This is a genomic window from Aminobacter sp. J44 (assembly GCF_007829415.1).
Lineage (GTDB): Bacteria > Pseudomonadota > Alphaproteobacteria > Rhizobiales > Rhizobiaceae > Aerobium.
In genome coordinates this window covers 1-24,413 of sequence record NZ_VLJG01000032.1, presented here as the reverse complement: position 1 = coordinate 24,413, position 24,413 = coordinate 1, and the positions used below count along the sequence as shown (strand labels likewise).

General features: G+C 65.0%; 19 protein-coding genes, 1 tRNA gene and 1 pseudogene. 10 read left to right on the top strand and 11 right to left on the bottom strand.

Annotation, left to right across the window (positions count from 1 at the left end):
• The first annotated feature begins 77 nt into the window (after positions 1 to 77).
• Positions 78 to 1,091, top strand: a complete 1,014-nt coding sequence (locus L610_RS12770; protein ID WP_144705515.1) for a ligase-associated DNA damage response exonuclease — start codon at positions 78 to 80, stop codon at positions 1,089 to 1,091.
• Entirely contained in the window at positions 1,088 to 2,671 is a 1,584-nt protein-coding gene (locus L610_RS12765; RefSeq protein WP_144705509.1) for a cisplatin damage response ATP-dependent DNA ligase, read from the top strand. Before L610_RS12770 ends, L610_RS12765 begins: the two co-directional genes overlap by 4 nt.
• Here L610_RS12765 and L610_RS12760 read toward each other — a convergent pair whose 3' ends face one another.
• A complete protein-coding gene (locus L610_RS12760) occupies positions 2,672 to 3,718 on the bottom strand; it encodes a hypothetical protein (protein ID WP_144705507.1) in 1,047 nt (348 codons plus the stop codon).
• A 193-nt stretch (positions 3,719 to 3,911) separates the two neighbouring features.
• On the opposite strand from L610_RS12760, the gene L610_RS12755 reads away from it, so the two are divergent.
• Positions 3,912 to 4,868, top strand: coding sequence for a nitronate monooxygenase family protein (locus tag L610_RS12755; RefSeq protein WP_024849439.1), 957 nt, complete (start codon positions 3,912 to 3,914; stop codon positions 4,866 to 4,868).
• Positions 4,869 to 4,927: 59 nt separating this feature from the next.
• Here L610_RS12755 and L610_RS12750 read toward each other — a convergent pair whose 3' ends face one another.
• The 5 genes from L610_RS12750 to L610_RS12730 all read right to left on the bottom strand — a co-directional run bounded on the left by L610_RS12750 (position 4,928) and on the right by L610_RS12730 (position 13,213).
• Entirely contained in the window at positions 4,928 to 6,616 is a 1,689-nt protein-coding gene (locus L610_RS12750) for a bifunctional UDP-sugar hydrolase/5'-nucleotidase (protein WP_144705505.1), read from the bottom strand.
• 1,064 nt (positions 6,617 to 7,680) lie between these two features.
• On the bottom strand, positions 7,681 to 9,237 hold the full coding sequence (locus L610_RS12745; RefSeq protein WP_144705503.1) for a phospholipase D family protein: 1,557 nt from the start codon (positions 9,235 to 9,237) through the stop codon (positions 7,681 to 7,683).
• A 109-nt stretch (positions 9,238 to 9,346) separates the two neighbouring features.
• Positions 9,347 to 10,147, bottom strand: coding sequence for a xanthine dehydrogenase family protein subunit M (locus tag L610_RS12740; RefSeq protein ID WP_144705501.1), 801 nt, complete (start codon positions 10,145 to 10,147; stop codon positions 9,347 to 9,349).
• A gap of 80 nt (positions 10,148 to 10,227) precedes the next feature.
• Positions 10,228 to 12,582, bottom strand: a complete 2,355-nt coding sequence (locus L610_RS12735; protein ID WP_024849443.1) for a xanthine dehydrogenase family protein molybdopterin-binding subunit — start codon at positions 12,580 to 12,582, stop codon at positions 10,228 to 10,230.
• 121 nt (positions 12,583 to 12,703) lie between these two features.
• Positions 12,704 to 13,213: a (2Fe-2S)-binding protein gene (locus L610_RS12730; protein ID WP_024849444.1), complete on the bottom strand. Its 510-nt coding sequence runs from the start codon at positions 13,211 to 13,213 to the stop codon at positions 12,704 to 12,706.
• 196 nt (positions 13,214 to 13,409) lie between these two features.
• Between L610_RS12730 and L610_RS12725 the strand changes: the two genes are divergently transcribed.
• Both L610_RS12725 and L610_RS12720 read left to right on the top strand, forming a co-directional pair.
• Positions 13,410 to 13,485, top strand: a tRNA-Thr gene (locus L610_RS12725).
• Between the two features lie 152 nt (positions 13,486 to 13,637).
• The gene (locus tag L610_RS12720) at positions 13,638 to 14,366 is read left to right on the top strand and encodes a DUF3800 domain-containing protein (RefSeq protein ID WP_024849445.1); all 729 of its coding nucleotides are present in this window, start codon (positions 13,638 to 13,640) and stop codon (positions 14,364 to 14,366) included.
• A 161-nt stretch (positions 14,367 to 14,527) separates the two neighbouring features.
• Here L610_RS12720 and L610_RS12715 read toward each other — a convergent pair whose 3' ends face one another.
• The 3 genes from L610_RS12715 to L610_RS12705 are packed head-to-tail and all read right to left on the bottom strand — an operon-like array spanning position 14,528 to position 16,718.
• Positions 14,528 to 14,920: a hypothetical protein gene (locus L610_RS12715; RefSeq protein ID WP_144705499.1), complete on the bottom strand. Its 393-nt coding sequence runs from the start codon at positions 14,918 to 14,920 to the stop codon at positions 14,528 to 14,530.
• A gap of 8 nt (positions 14,921 to 14,928) precedes the next feature.
• Positions 14,929 to 15,771, bottom strand: a complete 843-nt coding sequence (locus tag L610_RS12710; protein WP_024849447.1) for a TIGR02587 family membrane protein — start codon at positions 15,769 to 15,771, stop codon at positions 14,929 to 14,931.
• Between the two features lie 41 nt (positions 15,772 to 15,812).
• The gene (locus L610_RS12705; RefSeq protein ID WP_144705497.1) at positions 15,813 to 16,718 is read right to left on the bottom strand and encodes a LysR family transcriptional regulator; all 906 of its coding nucleotides are present in this window, start codon (positions 16,716 to 16,718) and stop codon (positions 15,813 to 15,815) included.
• Between the two features lie 173 nt (positions 16,719 to 16,891).
• On the opposite strand from L610_RS12705, the gene L610_RS12700 reads away from it, so the two are divergent.
• The 3 genes from L610_RS12700 to L610_RS12690 are packed head-to-tail and all read left to right on the top strand — an operon-like array spanning position 16,892 to position 19,520.
• Positions 16,892 to 17,983 carry an amidohydrolase family protein gene (locus L610_RS12700; RefSeq protein WP_051473330.1) on the top strand — a complete coding sequence of 364 codons (1,092 nt, stop codon included), beginning with the start codon at positions 16,892 to 16,894 and terminating at the stop codon, positions 17,981 to 17,983.
• Positions 17,984 to 17,985: 2 nt separating this feature from the next.
• A complete protein-coding gene (locus L610_RS12695) occupies positions 17,986 to 19,089 on the top strand; it encodes an amidohydrolase family protein (RefSeq protein ID WP_024849450.1) in 1,104 nt (367 codons plus the stop codon).
• On the top strand, positions 19,089 to 19,520 hold the full coding sequence (locus L610_RS12690) for a Rieske (2Fe-2S) protein (RefSeq protein ID WP_024849451.1): 432 nt from the start codon (positions 19,089 to 19,091) through the stop codon (positions 19,518 to 19,520). Before L610_RS12695 ends, L610_RS12690 begins: the two co-directional genes overlap by 1 nt.
• A 17-nt stretch (positions 19,521 to 19,537) precedes the next feature.
• Here the strand turns inward: L610_RS12690 and L610_RS12685 are convergent, their stop codons facing one another.
• Positions 19,538 to 20,635: an AbrB family transcriptional regulator gene (locus L610_RS12685; RefSeq protein ID WP_024849452.1), complete on the bottom strand. Its 1,098-nt coding sequence runs from the start codon at positions 20,633 to 20,635 to the stop codon at positions 19,538 to 19,540.
• A 58-nt stretch (positions 20,636 to 20,693) separates the two neighbouring features.
• Positions 20,694 to 21,251, bottom strand: coding sequence for a peptide deformylase (gene def, locus L610_RS12680; RefSeq protein WP_034330699.1), 558 nt, complete (start codon positions 21,249 to 21,251; stop codon positions 20,694 to 20,696).
• Between the two features lie 101 nt (positions 21,252 to 21,352).
• Between def and L610_RS12675 the strand changes: the two genes are divergently transcribed.
• Positions 21,353 to 22,591 (top strand): DNA recombination protein RmuC, encoded by a 1,239-nt coding sequence (locus L610_RS12675; protein WP_024849454.1) that lies wholly within the window; start codon positions 21,353 to 21,355, stop codon positions 22,589 to 22,591.
• Between the two features lie 51 nt (positions 22,592 to 22,642).
• Positions 22,643 to 23,598: pseudogene (locus tag L610_RS12670) on the top strand (LLM class flavin-dependent oxidoreductase).
• The last annotated feature ends 815 nt before the right edge of the window (positions 23,599 to 24,413 follow it).

Below are 24,413 nucleotides of genomic sequence, written 5' to 3'. Positions count from 1 at the left end.
GATCTCTTTCCAAGTCATGTCGGCAGCGTCCGCGCGTCCTCTTTCCGCAGCCGACGGATTTCCTATCTTTGCAGCAGATGAACCCGCACCAGCTTCTCCATCCGCGCCCTGAAGGGCTCTACTGTCCTCCCGGCGATTTCTACATCGACCCGGTGCGGCCGGTGGAACGCGCGCTGATCACCCACGGCCATTCCGATCACGCCCGCCCCGGCCACGGCCATGTCATGGCGACAGCCGAGACGCTGGACATCATGGCGATCCGCTGCGGCGAGAATTTCGCCGGCGCAACGCAGGTCGCCAAGCTCGGCGAAGAGGTGAACATCAACGGCGTGCGCGTGAGCTTCCATCCAGCCGGGCACGTGCTCGGCTCCGCGCAGATCGCCGTCGAGCACAACGGCACGCGCATCGTTGCCTCAGGCGACTACAAGCGCACCAGCGATCCCACCTGCGCGTCTTTCGAACTCGTTCCCTGCGACGTCTTCATCACCGAGGCGACCTTCGGCCTGCCGGTCTTCCGTCACCCGAAGCCGCAGGACGAGATCGCGCGCCTCTTGAAATCCATGTCGCAGTTTCCGGAGCGCTCGCATCTCGTCGGCGCCTACGCGCTCGGCAAGGCGCAGCGCGTCATCAAGCTGGTGCGGCAGGCCGGCTACAACGAGACCATCTACATTCATGGCGCACTTGCGCGCCTGTGCGACTACTATGCCTCCCGCGGCATTGACCTCGGCCCCCTCTCCCCGGCCACTCTCGACCAATCCGACCGCACCGACTTCGCCGGCGCGCTGGTGGTCGGCCCGCCCTCGGCCTTCGCCGACCGCTGGGCGCGGCGCTTTCCCGATCCGGTCGCGGCCTTCGCCTCGGGTTGGATGCGCATTCGCCAGCGCGCCAAGCAGCGCGGCGTCGAATTGCCGATCATCCTCTCCGACCATTCCGACTGGGACGAGCTGATCGCCACCATCCGCGAAACCGGCGCTTCCGAAGTGTGGGTGACCCACGGGCGCGAGGAAGCGCTGGTCCGCTGGTGCGAGCTCGAGGGCATCAAGGCCCGGCCGCTGCATCTCGTTGGTTACGAGGATGAGGGCGACGCATGAAGCGCTTTGCCGAACTCCTCGACCGCCTGCTGCTGACCTCTTCGCGCAATGCGAAGCTGAAGCTGATGACGGATCACTTCCGCGAGCTGCCCGATCCCGAACGCGGTCTGGCGCTTGCGGCGCTGACGGGCGAGCTGTCCTTCGCTGCCGTGAAGCCGGCGCTGCTGCGCACGCTGGTCATGGAGCGGATGGACCCGGTGCTCTTTGCCTATTCCTACGACTATGTCGGCGATCTCGCCGAGACCGTCTCTCTGGTCTGGCCCGACGGCGGACGCGCCAACGACCGGGACATTTCGCTCTCCTACGCGGTCGAGACGCTCCATGCCGCCAGCCGTTCCGATGCTCCGAAGGTGCTTGCCTCGCTCCTCGACCGGCTCGAGCCGCCATCGCGCTTTGCGCTGATCAAGCTGGTGACGGGGGGCCTGCGTGTCGGCGTCTCGGCGCGGCTTGCCAAGCAGGCGCTGGCCGATTTCGGCAATATCGAGGTGCACGAGATCGAGGAGCTCTGGCACGGCCTGACGCCTCCCTACGAGAACCTGTTTGCCTGGCTGGAAGGGCGCGGTCCCAAGCCCCAGCAGGCCGCCTACGCGCCGTTCCGCCCGGTGATGCTGTCGACGCCGGTGCAGGACGCGGACCTTACCAAGCTGAACCCTGCCGACTATGCGGCCGAGTGGAAGTGGGACGGGATCCGCGTCCAGGCGGTGTGCGAAGAGGATGTGCGCCGTCTTTATTCCCGCACCGGCGACGACATCTCGGGCACCTTCCCCGACCTTCTCGAAGCGATGGATTTCGAGGGCGCCATCGACGGCGAGTTGCTGGTCGGCCGCCCGCCCGAGCATGTCGGCACCTTTTCCGACCTGCAGCAGCGGCTCAACCGCAAGGTCGTGCCGGCCAAGACGATCAGCGACTATCCCGCCTTCGTGCGCTGCTACGACCTCCTGATCGACGGCAAGGAAGACATCCGCGCCCTGCCACTTTCCGAGCGGCGCGAGCGTCTGGAAAAGTTCATCGGCAAGCTCGATCCCTCGCGCTTCGACCTTTCGCCCATCGTGCCGTTCACGGACTGGGAGCATCTTGAACGGCTGCGCGTGTCGCCGCCGCATCCGATCATCGAAGGTGTGATGCTGAAGCGGCTTGACACGCCTTATATGGCTGGCCGCCCGAAAGGGCCGTGGTTCAAGTGGAAGCGCGATCCGCACACGGTCGATGCGGTGCTGATGTATGCCCAGCGCGGCCACGGCAAGCGATCGGGCTACTATTCCGACTACACCTTCGGCGTCTGGAACGGTGACGAGCTGGTACCGGTCGGCAAGGCCTATTTCGGCTTCACCGACGAGGAGCTGCGCCAGATCGACAAGTACATCCGCGACAACACCGTCGAGCGCTTCGGGCCGGTGCGGTCGGTGCGCGCCGAGCCCGACCACGGGCTCGTCATCGAGGTCGCGTTCGAGGGGCTGGCGCGCTCGACGCGCCACAAGTCGGGTGTGGCGATGCGCTTCCCGCGCGTGTCGCGGTTGCGCTGGGACAAGCCGCCGGCCGAGGCCGACCGGCTCGAAACGCTGACGGCGCTGCTGGACTGATCAGCCGGCCGGACCCGCCGGCGTCACGCGGATCGCGTAGACCTCGACCGCGCGGCCCTTGCCCTCGATGTCGGGGTTGATCGAGATGATGCCGCCGGAGCCCGGATTGGTATCCGGCAGATCGACCTCGAACAGGAAATGCTCGCGCGTGTCGCGGACGATGAAGCGCTTGCGGCCGCAGTCGCCGAGGTCGGCCAGGCTGCACTCGACCGAGATCTGTGTCTCGTTGCCGTCGGCGGACTTGGCGACAATGGCGAACACGACCTTTCGGCCGGCGAGCTGATCGAGAATCCCCTGCCCCACGTCGAACAGGATCGGCGAGCCCGAAGCACCGGAAGCGATGCGCATGAAGCTCTCGCCGTTCGTCTCGTCTACCTCGGCGCGGGTATCACCCGGCGCCGTGACGGTCGAAGGATCGGCCGGGCTGAACACCGATATCCAGTCGGAAAGATCGTTATCTTCGCCCAGCGCTGGCGGCGGCGTATCGGACTGTGCGGCCTGCGGTTGCGATTGGCGCTGCTCGGCTGCGGGCGGCTGTTGCGCCGGAGCAGGCAGCTTCGCCGCGCCGCTCTTGAGGAACATGTAGACGCCGCCGATCAGCGCCGCGAATACGATGAGGGCCACGAGCGGCGCGACCCAGCTGCGGCGCACGCGCGGCGGGCGGTCGCCCTTCACCGGCGCGGCGATGGCCGCCTCTTCCGGTCCCGGGGTTGGCGCAGCATCCGGTCGGTCACGCGGCGTGACGACCGGATCGAAGCCGAGTTCCGGCTCACGTCGGCCAACCGACACTTCAGGCGCGGGTGCGTGAGGCGGGCGGCACGGCGCGTCCACCGACGGCACCGGAATGAATTCCGATTCGATCTGGGTGATCTTCGCCGACAGTTCCTGTCGGCGGCGCTGGGTGATCGCTGGCGTGACGTTCGGGTTCGACTGCAGCGCCCGCTCCAGCGCGGCAAAAGCCGACCGGTAAACCTTCTCGCGGTAAGCCCGCTGGCTGGTGTCGCCTTTCTCGAAGGCGGATCGTATCGCTTTCTCGATCGGGTCCACGCTGTTCCACCGCAAATCGTGTGTCTGGTGCATGGTTAGCCGCTTGCCGGGTTGCAATCAATGACGGCGCGGAAAGTTGCGGGGGAATGCCAGCTGGAACATTTCGTGACCGTACACGGTATTGCGGGTCGCGGGGGGTCTGTTACAACAACCGCGCTTGGGAATGACGCTTACGTCAAGGTGAGGATGGGGAATGGCACTACCGGAAGTTCTGAAGTCGAATCTTCGCATCCCCGTCGTGGCCTCCCCAATGTTCATCATCTCGAATCCGCAGCTTGCGCTCGCCCAGTGCAAGGCGGGCATTGTCGGCTCGTTTCCCGCGCTCAACGCCCGGCCCGAGGCCCAGCTTGACGAATGGCTGGCGCAGATGACGGAAGAGCTCGCCAGCCATAACGCTGCGAACGCAGACCTCCTCGCCGCCCCCTTCGCGGTCAACCAGATCGTCCACAAGTCGAACAAGCGCCTGGAGCACGACCTCGCGCTCTGCGTGAAATACAAGGTGCCGATCGTCATCACCTCGCTCGGCGCCGTTCCGGAGGTGAACGACGCGGTGCACTCCTACGGCGGCATCGTCCTCCACGACGTCATCCACGACCGCCATGCCCGCAAGGCGATAGAAAAGGGCGCCGACGGACTGATCGCGGTTGCGGCCGGCGCAGGCGGCCATGCCGGCACGCTTTCGCCTTTCGCACTGGTGCAGGAAATCCGCGAGTGGTTCGACGGCCCGCTGCTGCTTTCCGGCGCCATCGCCACCGGCAGCGCAATCCTCGCCGCGCAGGCGATGGGGGCGGACCTCGCCTATGTCGGCTCGCCCTTCATCGCTACCCACGAGGCGCGCGCGCCCGAGGCCTACAAGCAGATGGTGACGGAGGCGAAGGCCGCCGACATCATCTACACCAACCTCTTCACCGGCATTCACGGCAACTATTTACGCGGCTCGATTGCAGCGGCCGGCATGGACCCGGACAATCTGCCGGAATCCGATCCGTCGAAGATGGACTTCGGCAATGCCAGCGCAAAGGCGTGGAAGGACATCTGGGGAGCCGGCCAGGGTGTCGGCGCGGTCAAGGAGATCGTCAGCACCGCCGAGCTGGTGAACCGCCTCACCGAGGAATTTTTCGACGCGCGCCTGCGCCTGCGCGATGCGTGATCGCCAAAGGAAAAGCCGGGCCGTGTGCGACCCGGCTTCTTCGATGCAGTGATGCGCTCCTAATTCTTCGCGATCACCGTGATGCGGCCTTCGACCTTCGGCTGGTAGGGCGCGTTGTTGGCGATGTATTCTGCCAGCATCTCTTCCATGCCGGGGCCGTAGTCGTACGGGTCGATCGCGTTCGAGGCAAACAGGGCATAGCCGTCGCCGCCCTTGCGCATGAAGTCGTTGGTAGCCACGGCGTAGACCTTCTCCGGATCGATCGGCACCCAGTTGTCGCCTTCCTTGACCTGCACGTCCTTCACGCGCCCGCCATCCGGCGGCACGTTCATGTCGATGGTGTATTTCAGACCCGCGACCTGCGGGAACTTGCCTGCACCGTTCTCGATATCGTTCACACCGGTCTCAAGCGAGGCGACAATGTCCTTGCCCTTGATCTTCATGGTGGCGAGCGTGTTCTGGAACGGCAGCACCGACAGCACGTCGCCCACCGTCGCGATGCCCTGGCCGATGGAAGCGCGCAGGCCGCCGCCATTGGTGATGGCGATTGCGATGCCCTGATCGGCGACGCGCGCCAGCATCGCATCGGTCACCGCAACGCCCATCTCGCACTCGCCCGCGCGGCACTTTTCGCGGCTGCCGTCGATCGGCGCCGCGACCTCGCCGATGGGTGTCGCCTTCATCTTCTCGATCGGGCCGGCGAGCTCGGCGACGCGCGCCTCGATCTCCGGATCAGGCTCGATCGACGCGTCAAGAATGCGCGTGTCGCCGGTCGCCTCCGCAACGTAGCCTTCCTCGTCGAAGACGAGCGCCAGGTCACCGAGGTGCTTCGAATAGGCACCAGCCTGCACGATCGGCACCGCGCGGCCGGCGGGGTTCTCGACTAGCGTCGCATAGGACGGCGCGCCCTCTTCCGTGTTCGACAGCAGCGTGTGGCTGTGCCCGCCGATGATGGCGGAAATGCCTTCCACTTTCGCCGCGATCTCCTGGTCGCGCGGGAAGCCGACATGGGAAAGCAGCAGCACCTTGTTGACGCCCTCTTCGGCGCGGATGCGCTTTACCGCTTCCTGGAGGTATTCGATGTCATCGATGAAGGTCACGTTCGGCCCGGGCATGGAGATCACGGCTGTCTCCGGCGCGGTGACGCCCAGCACGCCGATCTTCTCGCCGCCGATTTCGAAGACGTGCCACTCCTTGATCTTGCCGACGAGCTTCTCGCCCTCGGCCACCTTGATGTTGCCGGAGATGACCGGGAATTCGACGAGGTCGATGAAGTCGGCCAGCGTGTCCGGCCCGTTGTCGAACTCATGGTTGCCGACGGCCATCAGGTCGAAGCCGATGCGGTTCATGAACTCGCCTTCGGCCTTGCCGCGATAGGTCGTGTAGAACAACGAGCCCTGGAACTGGTCACCGGCATCGAGCGTGAGGACATGTTCGCCGGCGTCCGCGATCTCCTTGCGCCGCTCGCGGATCTTGGTCGCCAGCCGGCCGAAGCCGCCGAAGCATTTGCCGGCGTCCTTGTCCTCGACCGAACAGGTGGAGTTGAAGCGGCTGATCGACTCGACGCGCGAGTGCATGTCGTTGATGTGAAGAATGTTCAGCTTGAAGGTGCCCTGCGCCCGCGCCGAGGACATCGTGAAGCTTGCGACCCCGCCGCCGCTCGCCACCGCCAGCGTCGCGCCTGCGACCTGGAGAAACCTTCTGCGGGAAAGATTTATGCCTGCGTGGATATTCCCCTTCTCGGACATTCTTGCCTCCGGCTGAGTGGCTTGTTGTTACGCTCCCCATCAAATTCTGCTGCCGGGTCTGGAGCATGTGAAGTTTTGCGCTGCTCCGTCACCTGCCCTACTGAGGCGATGTTCGTCTTCGCCGTGAAGGCGGTCAAGGGGATGTTTGGCGTTGAGATGAGGGGCGCCTGAACAGGCCACCGGCTGTCCTTGCGAGCATCCCCTGCACCGCCGGTGCGGCTTCACCGTTCAGGCATGGATCGTCGGGTCAAGCCCGACGATGACGAAGTGGAGAGGTGTATGCAAACCACCCACGGCCACAGCCACGCGGACCATCGAATGGAACGCACTGCCCTCCGGTCCTTTGACCAACGCTATCCCGTTCGTCCACCAACGCCCATCCCGTCGTCATCGTCGGGCTTGACCCGACGATCCATGCCTGAACGTTTCAGGTAACGCACGTCCTCGGAACCAACACGACCGCTCCGACACCACCTTCGCCACCGCGCGGCGATGCAGGCTCGCTTGGGCTACAAGCTACGGCCCCGGAGGCCCCCTCCACCGCCTACGGCGGTCCCCCTCCCCCACAAGTGGGGGAGGATCCCGGTCGCGGCCTGCAGTTGGGCCGAGCCATGAGCCTACGCAAGAGAAGGCCTGTTGAACTTGACGGGCGCGTTGAAGTCGCCGCCCAGCAAAACTCGCATTAGACACTGCTGGATCATGGGCACGGCTGTGCAGCTTAGGGTTCGGTCTGCCGGCCCAGCTCCATCTCCACCGGCACACCTCTAGATCCTCCCCCACTTGTGGGGGAGGGGGACCATGCGAAGCATGGTGGAGGGGGCGTCTGGTGCTACGGCTAACCGGCAAGCTGCGCAGGTGGAAACAGGTGGGACGTCCCTCACCTGCAGGTCCCTTGCGAAGAAGGCCGGCGGATCGACCCGCCACAGGGGCTTGGGCCAAGTTGCCCCAACCTCTCCACCTCGTCATCGTCGGGCTTGACCCGACGATCCATGCCTGAACGTTTCAGGTAACGCACGTCCTCGCAACCGGCACGATCGCTCCGGCCATACCGCTCCAGCCCTGCCCTACAGCTGCGATTCGATCGGCAACACCGACACCACCCTCGCCACCGCGCGGCGGCGCAGGCTCGCTTCGGGATCGTGGTTCCAGCACTGCAAGACGCCGTCCTCCTCGCCCTCCCAGACGATCTTGCGCGCGTCGTCGAGATAGAGCCGGAAGCTCATCGACGGGCTCGTCTCCTCGTCGAAAAGATCCTGCAGGCGCTGCACCAGCGCAGGCTCAGAGAACAAGACGCCCATTTCGGTGTTGAGCGAGACCGAGCGCGGATCGAAGTTGAACGAGCCGACGAAGGCCGTCTCGCCATCGACGATGAAGGCCTTGGTGTGCAGGCTCGCGTGGCGCGAGCCGAACAGCGACATGTCGTTGTCCCAGCCAGTCTTCTGCAGCTCGAAGAGCTTTACCCCGCCCGCAAGCAGCGTTCGCCGGTAGGGCGCGTAGCCGCCATGAACGGCGGCGACGTCGGTTGCCGCCAGCGAATTGGTCAGCACGGCAACGTCCACGCCCTTGGCCACCAGCCCGATCAGCCGCGCGCAGCCGTCGACGCCGGGGACAAAATAGGGCGAAGTGATCGACACGGACTTCTTCGCCGACATGATCACCGGCATCAGCGACGACATGATCCAGTTCTTCGTGCCCCGCGCCAGCGCCTTTTCCGGCGGGTCGGAGACGATCCTTGCGTCGCTCGTCCAGTGGAACTCGAGTTCCGACTTCAGCATCGCCAGCGCCGAGACCCGCTTGCGCAACTGCTCGATATAGGGGCGGGCGCGCTCCTTGCGCGTCAGGCGAGAGAGGCCGCGGCGCAGCATGCGCAGGCGGCCCTTTTGCGGGCGCAGCAGCCGGCGGATCGGCATGGCGACCTCGCTGTTCCAGTAGGCGTCGAAGACCTCTTCGGTCTCGTGCACCACCGGCCCCACCATCAGCATGTCGATGTCGCGGAAGTTGGAGAGCTCGGCTGCCCCGAAATATTCGTCGCCGACGTTGCGCCCGCCGACGATGGCGATGCGGCCGTCGACGATCCATGCCTTGTTGTGCATGCGCCGGGTGACGCTGAAGAAGCGCAGCACCATCTCGATGCCGCGCCGAAGGCCGCCATGGCGGGCGCGGCTCGGGTTGAACAGGCGCACCGCGATGTTCGGATGGGTGTCGAGCGCGCGGTAGGCGAGGTCGAGGCCGCGCGTGTTGATGTCGTCGATCAGGAGCCGCACCCGCACGCCGCGATCGGCGGCGCTCACCACCTCCTGCATCAGCAGCCGGCCGGTAAGGTCCCCCTTCCAGGTGTAGTACATCAGGTCGAGGCTGCGCCCGGCGGCGCGGGCCGAAAGAGCGCGGACGGCAAACGCATCAAGATTGCCGGAGACCGGCGCAAGCCCGCTCTGCCCCTCATGCGCTTCGAGGAGTGGCGTGATCGCCCGGTCGAGCTCGGTCTTGTCGGGTTCGACTTCCAGCGCGTAGCCCGGCTCGCCCGGCGCCCGGCGCGCGAAGTAGCCATACGAAAGGACAGCAAGGAAGGAGGCCGCCGCAAACAGCCCGACACCAGCTGTCAGTATGAGCAGGATCTGCATGGCCGCCCCTCACCAGATCAACAATAACATCCAGATAAGGCGGAAAGTTGCACCACCGCTGTCGCAGGTGGAAAAGCCCGCCGGAGGGCCGGTGGGCTCGGGTATTTCGTCAGCCATTGGCGCGGGCAACCGCCCGCTTTGCCATCACCACGACGAGGTTTGCGCGATATTCGGCCGAAGCATGGATGTCGCTCATCAGCCCGTCGGCGGAGATCGTCTTTCCCTCGAGCGCGGCCGGCGAGAAATTGGCGSCCAGCGCCGCCTCCAGCTCGCTGGCACGGAAGACGCCATCAGCACCCGCACCGGTGACGGCCACGCGCACGTCGCCGCCGTTCTTCGCCACGAACACGCCCGTCATCGCATAGCGCGAGGCCGGGTTCGGGAACTTTTCGTAGCCCGCCTTTTCCGGCGCGTTGAACGAGATGGCGGTGATCATCTCGCCGTCCTCCAGCGCGGTCTCGAACAGGCCGGTGAAGAACTCGTTTGCCGGGATCTCGCGGCTGTTGGTGATGATGGTGGCGCCAAGCGCCAGCATCGCCGACGGATAGTCGGCCGCCGGGTCGTTGTTGGCGACGGAGCCGCCGATCGTGCCCATGTGGCGCACATGCGGGTCGCCAATATGCGAGGCAAGATAGCAAAGCGCCGGGCACACGGCCGCGATCTCGCGGCTGGTCGCGACTTCCGCATGCGTGGTGGCGGCACGGATGGTCACCTTGCGGCCCTCGACGGAGATGCCCTTGAGCTCGGGAATGTGGCGCAGGTCGATCAGGTCCGACGGCGCGGCAAGCCGCGTCTTCATCGCCGGGATCAGCGTCATGCCGCCCGAGACGAACTTGCCGTCCTCGGCGTCCTCGAGCAGCTTCAGCGCGTCAGCGACCGAAGAGGCCCGGTGGTAGTTGGTCTGATACATCGTTGTTACCTCCGGTAACGAATGGTCTGAACATCAGGTCGCGGGCAGCGGAAGCACCAGCCTCCGCCGCCCGGTTGCCCTTAGTGACGGGTTGCTGCACGGATCGCCGCCCACACCTTCTGCGGTGTCGCCGGCATCTGCAGGTCGTTGTTGCCGATCGCGTCGGTGATCGCGTTGATCACGGCCGGGGGNGAGCCGATCGCACCGGCCTCGCCGCAGCCCTTGATGCCGAGCGGATTGCTCGGGCACGGCGTGTTCTGGTGCGAGACCTTGAAGGACGGCAAATCGTCGGCGCGCGGCATGGTGTAGTCCATGTAGCTCGCCGTCAGCAGCTGGCCGGAATCGGCGTCATAGTGCGCGGATTCAAGCAGTGCCTGGCCAACGCCCTGGGCGATGCCGCCATGCACCTGGCCCTCGACAATCATCGGGTTGATGATGTTGCCGAAGTCGTCGGCCGCGACGAACTGCACGATGTCGGTGACGCCCGTATCCGGATCGACCTCGACCTCGCAGATGTAGCAGCCGGCCGGGAAGGTGAAGTTGGACGGGTCGTAGAACGCCGTCTCCTTCAGGCCCGGCTCCATGCCGCCCGGCAGGTTGTGCGCCGTGTAGGCCGCCAGCGCCAGCTGGAACCACGGCACCGACTTGTCCGTGCCCGCCACCTTCAGCTCGCCGTTCTCGATGACGATGTCGCCCTCGTCGGCTTCCATCAGGTGCGCGGCGATCTTCTTGGCCTTGGCCTCGACCTTGTCGAGCGCCTTGACGATCGCCGACATGCCGACGGCGCCCGAGCGCGAACCGTAGGTGCCCATGCCCATCTGCACCTTGTCGGTGTCGCCGTGGACGATCGACACGCTGTCGATCGGCACGCCGAAGCGGCTGGCAACCAACTGAGCAAAGGTGGTCTCGTGGCCCTGGCCGTGGCTGTGCGAGCCGGTCAGCACCTCGATCGTGCCCACCGCATTGACGCGCACTTCCGCCGACTCCCACAGACCGACACCGGCGCCGAGCGAGCCCACCGCCGCCGACGGCGCGATGCCGCAGGCCTCGATGTAGCAGCTCATGCCAATGCCGCGCAGCTTGCCGCGTGCCCTTGCCTCCGCGCGGCGCGCCTCGAAGCCGTTCCAGTCGGCTGCCTGCATCGCCGCGTTCAGCGAGGCTTCGTAGTCGCCGGCATCGTAGTTCATGATGACCGGCGTCTGGTGCGGGAACTCGCGAATGAAGTTCTTGCGGCGCAGTTCCGCCGGCGAGACGCCGAGCTCGCGCGCCGCCGTCTCGACCACACGCTCAAGCAAGTACGTGGCCTCGGGACGGCCCGCACCGCGATAGGCGTCAACGGGTGCGGTGTTGGTGTAGACCGCGCGCACGTTGGCGTGGATCGCCGGCAGGTTGTACTGGCCCGACAGCAGCGTCGCGTAGAGGTAGGTCGGCACCGACGACGAGAACAGCGACATGTAGGCGCCGAAATTGGCGATCGTGTCGACCTTGAGGCCGATCATGCGGTGGTCGGCGTCAAAGGCGAGCTGCACTTCGGTAACATGGTCGCGGCCATGCGCGTCGGTGAGGAAGCTTTCGGTGCGGTCGGCCACCCACTTCACCGGTACGCCCGTGCGCTTCGACGCCCACAGGCAGACGATCTCCTCCGGATAGATGAAGATCTTCGAGCCGAAGCCGCCGCCGACATCCGGCGCGATCACGCGCAGCTTGTTCTCCGGCGCGATGTTGTAGAACGCGCTCATGACGAGGCGCGCGACGTGCGGGTTCTGACTAGTCGTGTAGCAGGTGTAGTGGTCCTCGGCCTTGTCATAGACGCCGAGCGCGGCGCGCGGCTCCATGGCGTTCGGCACGAGGCGGTTGTTGACGATCTGGAGCTTCGTGATGTGGGCGGCGCGGGCGAGCGCGGCTTCCGTCTCGGCGGCGTTGCCGATCTCCCAGTCGTAGATCAAATTGCCTTCGGCTTCCGGGTGCAGCTGCGGCGCGCCGGGCTTCAGCGCCTCCACGGTCGAGATGACCGCCTCGCGCTCCTGATAGGTGACCTCTACGGCTTCGGCGGCATCGCGCGCCTGGCCCTTGGTCTCGGCGACGACGATGGCGACGGCCTCGCCGGTGAAGCGGACTCGGTCCACGGCCAGAGGCGACCAGGCGCCCATCTTCATCGGCGTGCCGTCCTTGGAATGGATCATCCAGCCGCAGATGAGGTTGCCGATGCCGTCGGCCTTGAGCTGGCGGCCGGTCAGCACGCCGATCACGCCGGGCATGGCCTCGGCCTTCGAAACGTCGATGTTGAGAATGTCTGCGTGTGCGTGCGGCGAGCGGACGAACACCGCGTGCTTCATGCCGGGGACGACCATGTCGTCTACGTACCGCCCCGTGCCGGTGATGAAGCGTTTGTCTTCCTTGCGCGCTATGCGCGCTCCAATGCCTTCAACTCCCATAAAAGTTCTCCTCCGGAACCGAGAGAATCGTGGGTATGGGTGAACCGCCGGTTGCCTGGACCTGACGATCAGCGATGAACGGGCCTGTGCCTCCTCCCTCGTTCACCCGGTTTGATCATGCTCAGGCGGCAACCGTCTCTTTCGGCTGCTGGGCGCTGCCGCGCATGGCCTCTGACGCGGCCAGGATGGCCTTGACGATGTTGTGGTAGCCGGTGCAGCGGCAAATGTTGCCCTCGAGCTCGGCGCGCACCGTCTGCTCGTCGAGGCCTTCCGGATGGCGGCGAATCATGTCCGTTGCGGCCATGATCATGCCCGGCGTGCAGAAGCCGCACTGCAGGCCATGATGCTCGCGGAACGCGGCCTGAACCGGATGCAGGTCGGCATCGACAGTGGCTGCGAGGCCCTCGATCGTCAGGATCTCGGAACCCGACGCCTGCGCGGCGAGGATCGAGCACGACTTGACCGCCTTGCCGTCCATTTGGACGACGCAGGCACCGCACTGGGACGTGTCGCAACCGACATGCGTGCCCGTCAGCCCAAGGTGCTCACGCAGAAAATGCACCAGCAATGTCCGGTCTTCGACGTTTCCGGACACTTTTCGGCCGTTAACGACCATCGAAACTTCCGACATGAATCTCCTCCAGATCATGCGCCGCGCCGGGACCTCCTCCCGGCGCGGGCGTGCCGAAACTGTAACTCAGCAAACGAAATAGTCTATGGGGAAAGCCTGCGGACAATTTTGCGGAAGGCCGAAACTGACCGCTTGTATTTCCGGCGCAATGAAGCTATCACGCGCTCACTTTCGTCCGGGCAACGGACGACGCCGGGCCGCTGTAGCTCAGTTGGTAGAGCACGTCATTCGTAATGATGGGGTCGTAGGTTCGAGTCCTATCAGCGGCACCAGTTTCAATCTTTTCTCCTTTTTTCACCGTTGCGCTTTCGCAGACGCAGCGAGTGCTGTGTCTTGCATTCTCCTGCGGAAGATCACAGCCTAGAACTATAAGAAGATCCGCAGCTATCGACAGCTGCATCGGACGCGTGGGTTGGGGGATACCATGCAGTTCAGCGACTACATTGTGTTTGCCGACGAGAGCGGCGACCATGGGATGCTTTCAATCGACCCCGAGTACCCAATATTCGTACTGACCTTCTGCGTGATCGCGAAGGCATCCTACATCGAGCAGGTCATTCCCGCAGTCCAACAATTCAAGTTCGATTTCTGGGGTCATGACGCGGTCATCCTGCACGAGCATGACATCCGCAAATCCCGAGGTGATTTCGCCTTTCTGAGGACGGATCGCGATATACGAGCGCGCTTTTACGATCGATTGAACACGCTGATGGCTGATGTTCCCTTCGACCTGTTCGCCGCCGTCATCGACAAGGAAATGCATCGAAGGCGCTACGCGAATCCGTGGAACCCCTATGAGATCGCCTTGCGCTTTTGCATGGAGCAACTTCATGGGCTCCTGGAACGCAAAGACGAACAAGGAAAGACCGTCCATGTCGTCTTCGAAAGTCGAGGGAGGGTCGAGGACGACAGCCTCGAACTTGAATTCCTCCGGATAGCAGGAAATCAAGGTCAGTGGGGCTACCGAAGAACCGACTTTGGCAATTTCAGTTTCGCGCCGATCTTCATTCCGAAGTCATCGAACTCGGTGGGCCTTCAGCTTGCGGACCTGACCGCTCGCCCGATTGGACTGAGGTGCCTTCGGCGTGAGCAGCCCAACCGGGCGTTCGACATCATTCATTCGAAAATTCGAGGATTGAAGACGTTTCCGTAGTCAAACGCCTAAAAACAAAGGAGCCTCGGATATCCAAGGCTCCTTTGTCGACCGGGAAATGCCCAATCCTTTGCGATCAATATAGTGGATGAGCGTTGCAATTTCCACAACGTCGCTGACCTTGTTCCAGCGACGGGAATGCAAACAAGCATGCCCCCCCTCTACGGCTCCGCATACCCGCCGATCTCAATCCTGATCCCCTCAGCCTCCACCTTCCCCGGCATGATGAACGCGCCGTAGCGGGTGCCATGGCCGGGGACGTAGTCGAACTCGATCTGCTTCTGCAGCGGCTCACCACCTGACGCATCCTGAGCCGAGGCCTGGACGATGACGGCGGAGGCCGCCTCGTCGCCCCGGTTGACGATCGCGATCTTCACCGTGGTGCCGCTGCCCGCCGGCTCGACCGAAGTGAGTTCCAGAACAAGCTCAGGCGGCCGTGAGCCCGCAAACACGGCCTCCCAGGCAAGGAACCCGACCAGCGCGACGACCAGCACGGCGGAAAAGGCGCCAAAGATCCATTCGATGAGGGGGCGTTTCAGGGGCCGGCGGCTCATGGCGTAACCTAGAGGATGAGGCGCGCGGAGGCCGCGCCGATTGCGGAGGGAAAGCCCAGCACGACCATCGCCATCACGGCGTCGCCGAACGACATGCCGTCGGTGCGGGCGAAGATCCACAGCAGGAACAGGCTGATCGACAGGGCGACGACGTAGCCCGGCAGCGTCAGGCGCAGGAAGGCGCTCCACATCGATTCCTCGGGCGAGACTTCCGAGCCGCCGGCAAAGCCGACGGCGAAGACGAAGCCGTGCATGAGCGCGAGCGACAGCGCGACGAGGCCGAGCGCATGCCACTCGGTCATGCGGAAGGAGATCAGCATCATCTCCTCGGTCGGCGCCATGTTGAAGCCAAGGAACAGCGCGCCGACCGCCATCAGGAACAGCTCGCCGCCGTAGGTTTCCTCTCTCTCCGCGCCATCCTCATCGCCGGTGTCGCCGAACTGGCTCTTGGCGAGCAGCGCGCCGATGGCGCCCGGCACCATCTGGATGGCGATCTTGCCGATGATCTCGTCGGCCGACATGCCCTTGCCGATCGCACCGAACAGGACGAGCAGCACCGAACTGGTGACGGCGGCAACGCCCAGCGCGATCAGCGCGTCGATGACGTCGTCGCGCCAGCTGCGCGTCTTCTCGAAGCCGATCTGCCGCGACAGGAAGAACAGCATCGGCAGCGCCGCCAGCATCAGCGTGATCAGCCGCCCGCGGTCGAGGTAGAAGCCGAGTTCCCACAGCTCAATCGTCATCAGCATGGGCAGGGAAAAGAGCAGCGCGCCGCCCGCCGCGCGGCCAAAGTCGCGAAGGGCGCGGCCGGAGGCCGTGGCGGGGGAACGGGATCGGGAACGCGTAGCCATTTCCGGAAGAACATATTGAAGCTGCTACGGTTCCGCTAGGGCTAGCCGTGGTCGCGATCCCAGGGAGAAACCGGCTGCGAGCGGTCGATCAGCCACTGCAGCAACGCCTCGACCGCCGGGTTGTGGCGCCGGCTTTCCGGCACCAGCGCGCGCACCCAAAGGTCCGGCACCGGATAGTCGGTCAAAATCTCGACCAGCCGCCCTGCCCTGATGCTGTCGCGGGCAATGTGCCGGGCAAGGATGGCGATGCCGAGGTCCTTTTCCAGCGCGCTGAGCAGTACGTGGCTGTCATTGACGCCAAAGGTGCTCGGCACGTCGATCGAGATGCCGCCCTGCGCGCCCTCGAAGCGCCAGATCGTGCCGGTGGCGAGGTAGCTGAGGCAGGAATGGTGGGCAAGGTCCCGCGGGTGGCTCGGGCTGCCGGCCTTCTCGAGATAGCCGGGCGAGGCAACGGTCACGCGGCGAAGGCGGCAGAGCGGAATGTCGGTGACGTTGGCATAGGTCGCCGGTAGCGCCCCGAGGGCAAGGTCGAACCCCTCTTCCACCGGGTTCACCGACCGGTCCATCAGCAGCACCTCCATGCGCACGCCGGGGTTCTCTTTCTGGAAGTCGGTCAGCATATCGCCGAAATGGCTGACGGTGAGCGTCGTCGGCACCTTGATGCGAAGCCGCTCCTTCAGTCCCTGCGCCACCGACGATCCTTCGCGAAACGCGCTGTCGATCTCCGCCACCAGCGGCGTGAAGCGGCGCAGGTAATGCGCGCCGGCTTCGGTGAGCTCCAGGCTGCGGGTCGAGCGCTCGAACAGTTTCGTCTTCAGCCGGTGCTCGAGCTGGCCGATGCGCTTGGCCACAACCGACGGCACGGTGTCGAGCGCGCGCGCTGCGGCGGAAAAGCTTCCCGCGCGCACCACCGCCACAAAGGTGCGCATGTTATCGAGCGTATCCAAGAAACCGGCCTCCCCTTCCGCTTTCGTGATTTGCGAAAACTCTCTGCATGAATGGGGGCTTTTTCTCGAAAGATCAATGCGGCACAATCCGGAACAGGTGGAGGAAGTGCGCACGCCCCGCGTGCGCTTTGACGGGAGCGGACAGTTCCCGCCCCAGGAGGAGACCGAACCAGATGACTTCAGCTGTCGCCAGCGCCAGCCGCCCGCGCGCTGGAACCTTGCCAATCGCAGGCCTCGGCGCCATCGATTGCGACGTACACCCGCGCTCGCCGCGGCGTCAGGACCTTGCGCCTTACGTCACCGACTACTGGCGCGAGATCTTTACCACGCGCGAGATCGACCATCTCGAGATGAGCGGCTATCCGGAGACGCTGCGGCCGAACCGCCCCGCCCCGGAGGCCGGCAACGCCGATGCCGCTTCGCTGGCGAAGGGCCTTCTCGATCCGCTCAAGCTCGATGCCGCGATCCTCAACGTCGCGTCCGGCGTCCACGCCATCTTCGATCCCTATCTCGCGCAGGTGATCTGCCAGGCGACCAACCGCTGGCTCGCCGCCGAATGGCTCGACCGCGACCCGCGCCTGCGCGCCTCGCTGGTGGTGCCGTTCCAGCATCCCGAAGCGGCCGTTGCCGAGATCGAGGCCTACGCGAAGGACCACCGCTTCGTGCAGATCATGGCGATTGTCATGAGCGACAACCCGCTCGGGCAGCGCCGGTTCTGGCCGATCTACGAGGCAGCGGCGAAGCACGGCTTTGCCCTCAACATCCACGCCGGCAATACCTATCGCCACGCCCCCACCCAGAGCGGCTTCAACAGCTACCTCGTCGAGGACTTCGTCCACCAGACGCAGGGCTTTGCCAACCAGGTCGGCAGCCTCGTCGCCGAAGGCGTGCTCGGCAAGTTCCCGGAGATGAAGGTGGTGCTGTCCGAGTCGGGCGTCACCTGGATGCCGAGCCTGATGTGGCGCATGTCCAAGGACTGGCGCGGCGTCCGCATCGAGGTGCCGTGGGTCAAGGAGATGCCGTCCCTGCTGATGCGCCAGCAGGTGCGCATGACCCTGCAGCCATTCGATGGCCCCGCCGATCCCGCGCAGGCCGCACGCGCCATCGCCCATCTCGGCGGTGACGAGATGCTGCTGTTCTCCAGCGACTATCCGCACGACCACCGCATCGATGTCGCGTACTGGCCGGCTAACCTGCCGGAGGAACTCGCCGCGAAGGCCGCGCGCGAGAATGCGCTCGCAACCTATCCTCGACTGGAGGTGTAGCCATGAATGAGATGACCCGCGAAGTGGACCTTGCCAACGCCAACAAGGTGAAGCTGGTCGACTGCGACATCCACCCGGCGATGAAGTCGCGCGACGAGATGACGAAGTTCATGCCGCTGCGCTGGCGCGAGCATGTTCGCGACTTCGGTATCCGCACGGCAAGCCCGCTCTATGGCGCGATGCCCTACCCGCGCATCACGCCCGGCAACGGCATGCGCCGCGACGCCTGGCCTCCGGCTGGAGGTCCCCCTGCGTCGGACGTGGCCTTCCTGCAGGAGCAACTCCTCGACGGCCTCGGCATCGACTACGGCATCCTGCAGGCGCTGGGACCCGGCGGCGCGACCTTCAACCAGGGGCTCGGAGCCGCGATCTCTTCCGCGATGAACGACTGGCAGGTCGAGAAGTGGCTTGAAGCCGACAAGCGCCTGCGCGGCTCTATCTGCGTGTCGCAGGAGGATCCGGACGCGGCAGTCGCAGAGATCGAGGCCCGCGCGCAGGACAAGCGCTTCGTGCAGATCGCGATCACGCCGCGCATGCTGGAGCCCGCGGGCCGCAAGCGCTACTGGCCGATCTACGAGGTCGCCGAACACTACAACCTGCCGATCAGCATGCATTCGGCCGCCTACGGCACCCGCGCCAATACCGGCACCGGATGGACGTCGTTCTACCTCGAGGAGCATTTCGCCTTCTCGAACGCGTCGCAGACCGCGATCACCAGCATGGTGTTCGAGGGCGTGTTCGAGCGGTTCCGCAACCTCAAACTCGTCGTCGTCGAAGGAGGCTTTGCCTGGCTGCCGCCGCTTGGCTGGCGTATGGACCGCGAGTGGGAGCGCATGCGCGAGGAAGTCCCGCACGTCGTGCGCGCGCCGTCCGAGCAGATCCGCGACCATGTCTGGCTCACGACGCAGCCGATGGAGGAGCCCGAGGTCAATCGCGACCTCTACGACATCCTGAACTGGATGGGCGACGACAAGCTGATGTTCGCGACCGACTACCCGCACTGGGATTTCGACCACCCCGAATACGCGTTCAAGGTGCCGCTCGACCCGGCCCTCAAGCACGCGATCCTGGCGGGCAATGCCTGCAAGCTTTACGGACTGGAATAATGGACGCAGAAACCAAGGCACGGCGGTACGTGGTGTGCCGCGCCGATGAAATTCAGCCGGGCGCATCCAAGCGCGTTGAGGTGGCCGGGCGCGACATCGCGATCTTCAACGTCAACGGCGAATATTCCGCGATCGGCGACCGTTGCCCGCACGAGGGCGCAAGCCTCTGCCGCGGCGCCATCGTCGGTCTCGCCGAGGCGGACGAGCCGGGCGAAGCGCGCATGACTCGCCATGGCGAGTTCGTGCGCTGCCCGTGGCACGGCTGGGAATTCGACCTCAAGACCGGCAAGTCCTACTGCGACCCGCGCCGCACGCGCGTGAAGAAGTTTGAGCTGTCGGTCGAGGACGGCGCGAAGATCGTCGAAGGGCCCTACAAGATCGACGTCTTCGACGTTCGCCAGGAAGGCTCCTACCTCGTCATCGAGATCTGACCTTTAAACCGCGCCGGTCACTCCGGCGCGGTTTTCGCCAGGAAGCGGGCGATCACCGGCCCGAAGATCATCACAATCAGGAACCGCGCCATCTGCATCGCCAGGATGAACGACATGTCGACGTTCTCCGAGGCCGAGGCAATGATCGCGATCGAGTCCATGCCGCCGGGGCTGGTGGCAAGGTAAGCGGTGAGGAAATCGATCCCGAGCGTCCGGCTCAGCACGTAGCCGATGCCGGCGCAGAAGCCGAGCAGCAGCGCGATCGAGCCAAGCACCTGCGGCAGCGCCCGCGCCGCATGGCGCACGATCGGCCGGGTGAAGTTGAGGCCGATGCTCAAGCCGATGCAGGCGTAACCGATCAGCAGCAGCCATGGCGGAAGCTGGAAGCTGAGCCCTGCCCCAAAATGCAGGACCAGCGACAGGATCAGGACGCCCATGAAATAAGGCGACGGCAGGCGCAGCAACGCACCGAGCGCAGCGCCGATGCAGATCACGGCCAGGGTCAGGCCGAAATCGACGGGCCGCAGGACAGGCAGGAAGTCGACTTCGACGACGTGCCCAGCCGCATCCGGCACGAGGACGGCTGCCGTGATCGCCGCGACCGCCGCGACCATCATCACCCGCAGATACTGCATGAACGCAACGAGCCGGAAGTCCGCGCCGAAGGCGTCGGCCATGATGACCATCACCGAGGCGGCACCGGGAGCGGCGCCCCAGATCGCGGTGCTGCCCGGCAGAATGCGCCAGCGGCTGATCTGCCAGCCGAGATAGCTGGAGGCAGCGAGCGTCGACAGGGTGAAGGCAAGGAACAGCGGCCAGTCGGCAACGATGGTCGCAAGGATCTCCGGCTGGATCGTACCGGCAATCAGGACGCCAATGATCCCCTGGGCAATCGCGAACACATGGCGCGGAACGCGAATGGTCGCGCCATGGGCTCCGGCGACGACGCCCGCGATCATCGGGCCAATCAGCCCGGCAGCCGGCATGCCGACTAGCTCGATGATGACGAAGAACAGCGCCGAGAGGGAAAGCACCAGCGCCCACTGGGCAAAGCCGGGAAGTCTCGCAAGCGGTTCGGCAGCCGATTGGTGACCTGAGGGCGCGGGCGCTTCCATGCCGGTTTTCGCCCTCAGCTTGCGATGTCAGGCAGCGCGGATGCGGGCGCCCGGCTCATCAGGATGCGAGCCGGCCGGAAGCCTTCGGATCCTTTGCGGAAACCTTGGGGGCCTTGTCCTTCGCCAGCTTGCGGAAGCGGCGCACGACCATGTCGCGCTTCAGCTTCGAGATGTGGTCGATGAACAGGACGCCGTTGAGATGGTCGATCTCATGCTGCAGGCAGGTGGCGAGCAGGCCGTCGGCGGTGATCGTCTGTTCCTTGCCGGAAAGGTCGAGGTACTTCACCGTCACCGTGTCCGGGCGCTCAACCTCGGCATAGTAGTCCGGGATCGACAGGCAGCCTTCTTCATAGAGCGACACGCCGTTGCCGGTCGCGACGATCTCCGGGTTGATGAAGACCTGCGGCGCCTTCGGCTCGTTTTCCTTGGCAAGGTCGATCACCAGCATGCGTCGCGGCTCGCCCACCTGGATGGCGGCAAGGCCGATGCCGGGAGCATCGTACATCGTCTCTAGCATGTCGTCGGCAAAGCGGCGCACGTGGTCGTCGATACGCTCCACCGGCGCGGAGACCTGACGAAGAAGGGGATCGGGAAGAATGACGAGCGGAAGGATCATGCGCGTCAGGTAATGCGCCGCCCCGGCGGCGTCAACGGTTTTCGCGGCGATGTTCACGTTTTGATCTTATCGATGCGGCTCGAATCGTCTATGGTTCCGCGATGAACGAAGTTTCGTCCGCCTTTTCGATGCCGTTGGCGCAGCTCGGCGCCACGACCATCACGCTCGGGCAGGTGCTGCTCGGCTGCGGCGCGCTGTTCGTCGTCATGCTGTTCATGCTGGTGATCGGGCTGTGGCGCTCGGCAAACGCGCGCGTGCTGGCGGCGGCGGAAGCAGCCGAACGGGCCCGCGAGTTCGATTCGCGCATGGCGGAAATTGCCCGCGCGCAGGCCGAGATGCAGGGTCGGATGGGGACGATCGCCGAGGTGTTCGGCAGCCGCCAGGCGGAGCTCACCCGTGTGCTTGGCGAGCGCCTCGACGGGCTCAGCACCCGGCTCGGCCAGTCGCTCACCGAGCAGACGAAGTCGACGCACGAGAACCTTGCAAAACTGCAGGAGCGCCTTGCCGTCATCGACACCGCGCAGTCGAACATCCAGTCGCTTGCCGGACAGGTCGTGCAGCTGCAGCAGATCCTCTCCAACAAGCAGACGCGCGGCGCGTTTGGCCAGAGCAGGATGGAGGCGATCATCGCCGATGGCCTGCCGCACGGCGCCTATGAATTCCAGGCGACGCTGTCGAACGGTAACCGTCCCGACTGCCTCGTGAAGATGCCGAACGGCGCGCCCGACCTCGTGATCGACGCAAAATTCCCGCTGGAATCGTGGAACGCGATGCGCGACGCGAACCAGAGCGGCAATCCAGAGGCAATCAAGGCGGCCCAAAGCAGTTTTCGCCGCGACGTCGAAGTGCACATCCGCGCGATCTCGGATAAATACTTCATCCAGGGCGAGACGCAGGACACGGCCTTCCTGTTCGTGCCGTCGGAATCGATCTTCGCCGAGATCCACGAGAATTTTGAAGGCCTCGTCCAGCGCGCGCACCGCTCGCGCATCGTCATCGTCTCGCCCTCGCTGCTGATGCTGTCGATCCAGGTGATCCAGGCCGTGCTCAAGGACGTGCGCATGCGCGAGCAGGCCCACCTGATCCAGGCCGAAGTCGTGCGGCTTATGGAGGACGTGGCGCGGCTCGACGAGCGTGTGCGCAAGCTGCAGGCGCATTTCTCGCAGGCTTCGCGGGACGTCGACATGATCCTGACCTCGACCGAAAAGCTGACCAAGCGCGGCGCCAAGATCGAGGCGCTGGAACTCGGCGCGGAAGCTCCCGCAGAGGAAAAGCCCCGCGCCGCTGCGACGCAGGTCAGCCCGCGTCTGCGGCTGCATGTGGTCGACGAGGCGGAGTAACCCGGCGCAGCTGCGCTTGGAGCTGCGCGCCGCAGGTCCTATATCGGTACTATGATAAAGCTCTCCGTCCTCGACCTCTCGCCCGTGCCGGAAGGCAGCGACGTCTCCCGCTCGCTCGCAAACACGCTCGACCTTGCCCGCAACGCCGAACGGCTGGGNCCGCCGTCCTGATCGGTCAGGTCGCAGCCGTCACCCACCAGATCCGCGTCGGCGCCGGCGGCATCATGCTACCGAACCACGCGCCGCTGATGGTTGCCGAAGCTTTTGGCACGCTCGAGGCGATGTACCCGCGCCGCATTGATCTCGGCGTCGGCCGCGCGCCCGGCACCGACCAGATCACCGCGCATGCGCTGCGCCGCGCGATGAATGCCAGCGTCGACTCCTTCCCGAACGACGTCGTCGAGCTCTTGCACTACTTCAAGCCGGAAGAGCCGGGCCAGCGCGTCCGCGCCGTGCCAGGCGTCGGGCTCAACGTGCCGGTCTGGATCCTCGGCTCCAGCCTCTACGGCGCGCAGCTCGCGGCGATGCTCGGGCTCCCTTACGCCTTCGCGTCTCATTTCGCGCCGGCGGAGATGGAACACGCGCTCGCCCTATATCGCGAGCGGTTCGAGCCGTCCGAATATCTCGAGCGGCCCTATGCGATGCTCGGCCTCAACGTCACAGCCGCCGACACCGACGAGGAAGCAGAGCTGCTCTTCTCGTCAACGCAGCAGGCATTCGTAAACCTGCGCACCGGGCGGCCGGGCAAGCTGCCGCCGCCGAAACCGGGCTACTACGCCTCGCTCGGCGAGCCGGAGAAGGCGGTGCTGGCGCACACGCTCTCCTGCGCCATCGTCGGCTCGAAAGAAACGGTCAAGCAGGGCCTCAAGGCATTCACCCAGCGCACCGGCGCCGATGAGGTGATGGTCACCGCGCAGATCTTCGATCACCATGCCCGGGTTCGCAGCTACGAAATCCTCGCCGAAGCGGCGAAAGAGCTCGAGGAGGTGGAGCGGGTGACGGTGTAACGGGCGACCTACATGCCGGCCTAAACCGCCGGCACTGCCGTTTCTCAAGCACTGAACTATCCCTCCGCAGTAAGAGCTAGCTGCCAGCCGGGAAAGCAGAAACCCTTACGCGCCCCTTCCTAGGAGCCCCCTCCGGCGCTTCGCGCCACCTCCCCCGCTTCGCAGGGGAGGATCCGCGGCGTGCCATTTGATAGGGAGCACCCCTGTTGTCCGGGCTTCGGCTCTCTGGTTATCGGAATGTCACCTGCCAATCCCCAACTGCGTTCCGGATTTCTAGGCGCGAGATAGCTACTGGCACGCCGCGGATCCTCCCCCATTTATGGGGGAGGGGGACCATGCGAAGCATGGTGGAGGGGGCTCATGGAGCACCTGCAGCTGTTCTGATCCGCTAAGGCGATCGCCTGCGTCCGCCGAAGGCGCATGGCCCAGACGTTCAAGCATGGATGCTCGGAGCATGACGAGGTTGATGGGTGCTGCCTTTAGGGTTTCCAAAGGCTTAATGGTTTCCCCCACGTAGCCGCAGTGCCCCCAATCGATCCTCTCTTCGTCATCCCCGCCAAGCCCGCGAAGCGGGCGCGAGCAGGGGATCCTGTGTGTTTGCGGAGGTGTAGAATGGTTGCGGGAAGGAGGCCGAGGGGATCCTGGTCGCCTCCGCTTGGGAAAGCAGACCGTGGCATGGCCTGGCCCCTTCCCGCAGTGCTGCTTTGAACCTGAACAGTTGCACGAGGCTGCTTACCCAGACCTCGCACCACAGGAACAGGCCCCATGACCTTACACCCAAACTTCATCGGCTGCGACGTCTCCAAGGACACCCT

Coding starts and splice junctions, on each gene's coding strand:
- L610_RS12770 (WP_144705515.1), top strand. CDS start 78: ATGAACCCGCACCAGCTTCTCCATCCGCGCCCTGAAGGGCTCTACTGT.
- L610_RS12765 (WP_144705509.1), top strand. CDS start 1,088: ATGAAGCGCTTTGCCGAACTCCTCGACCGCCTGCTGCTGACCTCTTCG.
- L610_RS12755 (WP_024849439.1), top strand. CDS start 3,912: ATGGCACTACCGGAAGTTCTGAAGTCGAATCTTCGCATCCCCGTCGTG.
- L610_RS12750 (WP_144705505.1), bottom strand. CDS start 6,616: ATGTCCGAGAAGGGGAATATCCACGCAGGCATAAATCTTTCCCGCAGA.
- L610_RS12745 (WP_144705503.1), bottom strand. CDS start 9,237: ATGCAGATCCTGCTCATACTGACAGCTGGTGTCGGGCTGTTTGCGGCG.
- L610_RS12730 (WP_024849444.1), bottom strand. CDS start 13,213: ATGTCGGAAGTTTCGATGGTCGTTAACGGCCGAAAAGTGTCCGGAAAC.
- L610_RS12720 (WP_024849445.1), top strand. CDS start 13,638: ATGCAGTTCAGCGACTACATTGTGTTTGCCGACGAGAGCGGCGACCAT.
- L610_RS12715 (WP_144705499.1), bottom strand. CDS start 14,920: ATGAGCCGCCGGCCCCTGAAACGCCCCCTCATCGAATGGATCTTTGGC.
- L610_RS12710 (WP_024849447.1), bottom strand. CDS start 15,771: ATGGCTACGCGTTCCCGATCCCGTTCCCCCGCCACGGCCTCCGGCCGC.
- L610_RS12700 (WP_051473330.1), top strand. CDS start 16,892: ATGACTTCAGCTGTCGCCAGCGCCAGCCGCCCGCGCGCTGGAACCTTG.
- L610_RS12695 (WP_024849450.1), top strand. CDS start 17,986: ATGAATGAGATGACCCGCGAAGTGGACCTTGCCAACGCCAACAAGGTG.
- L610_RS12690 (WP_024849451.1), top strand. CDS start 19,089: ATGGACGCAGAAACCAAGGCACGGCGGTACGTGGTGTGCCGCGCCGAT.
- L610_RS12685 (WP_024849452.1), bottom strand. CDS start 20,635: ATGGAAGCGCCCGCGCCCTCAGGTCACCAATCGGCTGCCGAACCGCTT.
- def (WP_034330699.1), bottom strand. CDS start 21,251: ATGATCCTTCCGCTCGTCATTCTTCCCGATCCCCTTCTTCGTCAGGTC.
- L610_RS12675 (WP_024849454.1), top strand. CDS start 21,353: ATGAACGAAGTTTCGTCCGCCTTTTCGATGCCGTTGGCGCAGCTCGGC.